A 2,968-nucleotide genomic window follows, 5' to 3' on the forward strand; every position below is an offset into this window, starting at 1 on the left:
TGTTGGCCTGCTGGGCGGGCATCGTCGGCGTCAACTTCGCCGCCGCGCTGAGCAACCGCCGCGACCGCGAGGAGCGCCGGCCGCGGAGCGACTGGGACTGATCCCGGCTCACCCCGCGCCACCGGCGCCGCCGCCACGGACACCTCAGGCCAGCGGCCCGGTGACCCGCTCCACCGCCCGCACCAGCTCGCCGGAGGCGACCAGCGCGGCGGCGGACTCCAGGTCCGGCGAGAGGAAGCGGTCCCGGCCGGCGCCGCCGACCCCCGCCTCCCGGGCCGCGGCCAGCGCGGCCGCGGTGGCCGGGGCCAGCCTGACGTCCCCGTCGGCCTGCTGACGGATCTCCAGCGCGCGGGCAGCGGCGGTCAGTTCGACGGCGAGGATCCGGGTCAGGTTGTCCACCGACTGGCGCAGCTTGCGGGCGGCAGACCAGCCCATCGACACGTGGTCCTCCTGCATCGCGGAGGACGGGATCGAGTCGACCGAGGCGGGGACGGCGAGCCGCTTGTTCTCGCTGACCAGCGCGGCCTGGGTGTACTGGGCGATCATCAGACCGGAGTCCACGCCCGGGTCGTCGGCCAGGAACGCGGGCAGGCCGTGCGAGCGGGCCTTGTCCAGCAGCCGGTCGGTGCGGCGCTCGGCGATCGAGCCGAGGTCGGCGGCGGCGATGGCGAGGAAGTCCAGCACGTACGCGACCGGGGCGCCGTGGAAGTTGCCGTTGGACTCGACCCGGCCGTCCGGCAGCACCACCGGGTTGTCCACCGAGGCGGCCAGCTCGCGCGAGGCGACCAGCTGGGCGTGCGCCAGGGTGTCCCGGCCGGCGCCGGCGACCTGCGGGGCGCAGCGGATCGAGTACGCGTCCTGGACGCGCGGCGCGTCGTCCTGGTGGTGGCCGGTGAGGCCGGAGTCCTTCAGGACGGCCAGCATGTTGGCGGCGCTCAGCGCCTGGCCCGGGTGCGGGCGGATCGGGGCGTGCAGCTCGGGGGCGAGCACCTTGTCGGTGCCGAGCAGCGCCTCCAGGGTCATCGCGGCGGTGATGTCGGCGGTGGTGAACAGCCGCTGGAGGTCGGCGATGGCCATCACCAGCATGCCGAGCATGCCGTCGGTGCCGTTGATGAGGGCCAGGCCCTCCTTCTCCAGCAGCTCGACCGGCTCGATCCCCGCCGCGGCGAGCAGCTCGGCGACGGGCTTCTCCACCCCGTCCGGGCCGGTGGCGGTGCCCTCGCCCATCAGCACCAGCGCGCAGTGCGACAGCGGCGCGAGGTCGCCGGAGCAGCCGAGGGAGCCGAACTCCCGGACGACCGGGGTGATGCCCGCGTTGAGCACGGCGGCCATGGTCTGCGCGACCAGCGGCCGGACGCCGGTGCGGCCGCTGGCCAGCGTCTTCATCCGCAGGAACATCAGCGCGCGGACCACCTCGCGCTCGACCGCCGGCCCCATGCCGGCCGCGTGCGAGCGCACCAGCGAGCGCTGGAGCTGTGCGCGAAGCTCGGGGCTGATGTGCCGGACGGCGAGGGCGCCGAAGCCGGTCGACACGCCGTAGACGGGGCGCGGCTCGGCCGCGAGGGCGTCGATCCGCGCGCGGGCGGCCGCCATCTCGGCGAGCGCGTCGGGACCGATCTCGACCCGGGCGTTGCCCCGGGCGACGGCCAGCACGTCCTCCGCGCTGACGTCGGCCTTGCCGACCTGGACCAGCGGAGCGTCGGGGGCCACAGCACTGTGCATATCCATATACATAATCACAGCAGGTGAATGAAGATATGACAACAGCTGCTCGCCATCCGGATTTTCCGATGAGCAGATCGGCACCGCACCCCCGACCCCTCCCTCACGGCCTCCCTTACGACCCCAGCTCGGCCTCCACCAGGTCGGCGGCCCGCAGGGTGCCGCCCTCGGCCCGGCTGGCGGCGGCCAGCGCCTTCAGCCGCTCGGCCACCGCCGGGTCCCCGGTCAGCTCCAGCAGCGCGGCGCGCAGCGCCTCCGCGGTGGCCTGCTCGGTGTCCAGGCGGCGGGCGACACCGAGGCCCACCAGGGCGTCCGCGTTGGCGAACTGGTCGGCGGCCTGCGGTACGGCGATCATCGGCACCGCGTGGAACAGCCCCTCGCTGGAACCGCCCATGCCCGCGTGGGTCACGAAGGCGTCCGCCTGGGCCAGCACCGACAGCTGCGGCACCCAGCGGTGCACCTCGACGGTGTCCGGCACCTCGCCCAGCTCGGCCAGGTCGGTGTGCGCGCCGACCTGCAGCACGGTGTGCCAGCCCGGCAGGTCGCCGAAGGCCTGGACGCAGGCCCGGTAGAACGCGGGCTGGTGGGTGAAGGCCGAGCCCAGCGAGACCAGCAGCACCTTCTCGGCGCCGTCCGGCCGCTGCCACCCCCCCTGGTGGGCGCGGTCGCCGAAGCAGGGGCCGACGAAGCTGAAGCGCCGCTCGTCGACCCGGTCCGCGTTGGGCTGCAGGGCGCGCGGGATGAGCGCGATCGACCGCTCGGGGCGGCCCTTGAAGGCGTCCACGTCGCGCTGCACAGTCCCGGCCTCTTCCAGCCAGTCGGCGAACCGGCGGTAGTGCTCGGCCCCGCCGGGCGCCTTGCGGACCGCGTCGAAGACCTCCGGGAAATCCTGCTCGAAGCCGTCCCAGCCGACGTACGTGGGCGACAGCTGCACCACCGGCACGCCCAGCCGCTCGCCGAGCGCCCGCCCGGCGAAGGAGCCGATGTCGCTGAGCACCAGGTCGGGGCGGTCCCCGCCCTCGGCGAAGCGCTCCAGCAGGACGGGCCACATGGCCAGCGCGTCGTCCAGGAACAGCTCCTGGAGCGCCACCGGCTCCTCCACCCAGCCCTCGGTGGAGGTGCGCAGCGGCAGCGCCGTCGGGTACGGGACGAAGGCGGCGCCGGTGGACTCGATCACCTCCCGGAAGGACTCGTGGTTGACGTAGCTCACCCGGTGGCCCCGGGCGACCAGCTCGGCGATCACGGC

At 74.5% G+C, this 2,968-nt stretch carries 2 protein-coding genes; both read right to left on the reverse strand.

The window, feature by feature from the left end:
- Positions 1-144 precede the first annotated feature (144 nt).
- Complete coding sequence (gene hutH / locus J0670_RS34450; RefSeq protein WP_207816341.1) at positions 145-1,728, reverse strand: histidine ammonia-lyase; 1,584 nt, start codon at positions 1,726-1,728, stop codon at positions 145-147.
- Between the two features lie 109 nt (positions 1,729-1,837).
- Positions 1,838-2,968 (reverse strand): macrolide family glycosyltransferase (locus J0670_RS34455; protein WP_207816342.1); only part of this gene is annotated, 1,131 nt, incomplete at its 5' end.

Origin of the sequence: Streptomyces sp. FH025 (genome assembly GCF_017427025.1) — a bacterium.
Taxonomy (GTDB): Bacteria; Actinomycetota; Actinomycetes; order Streptomycetales; family Streptomycetaceae; genus Kitasatospora.

Bases quoted from the DNA above. Each gene is read 5' to 3' on its own strand.
- hutH (WP_207816341.1), bottom strand. From the start codon at position 1,728: ATGGATATGCACAGTGCTGTGGCCCCCGACGCTCCGCTGGTCCAGGTC.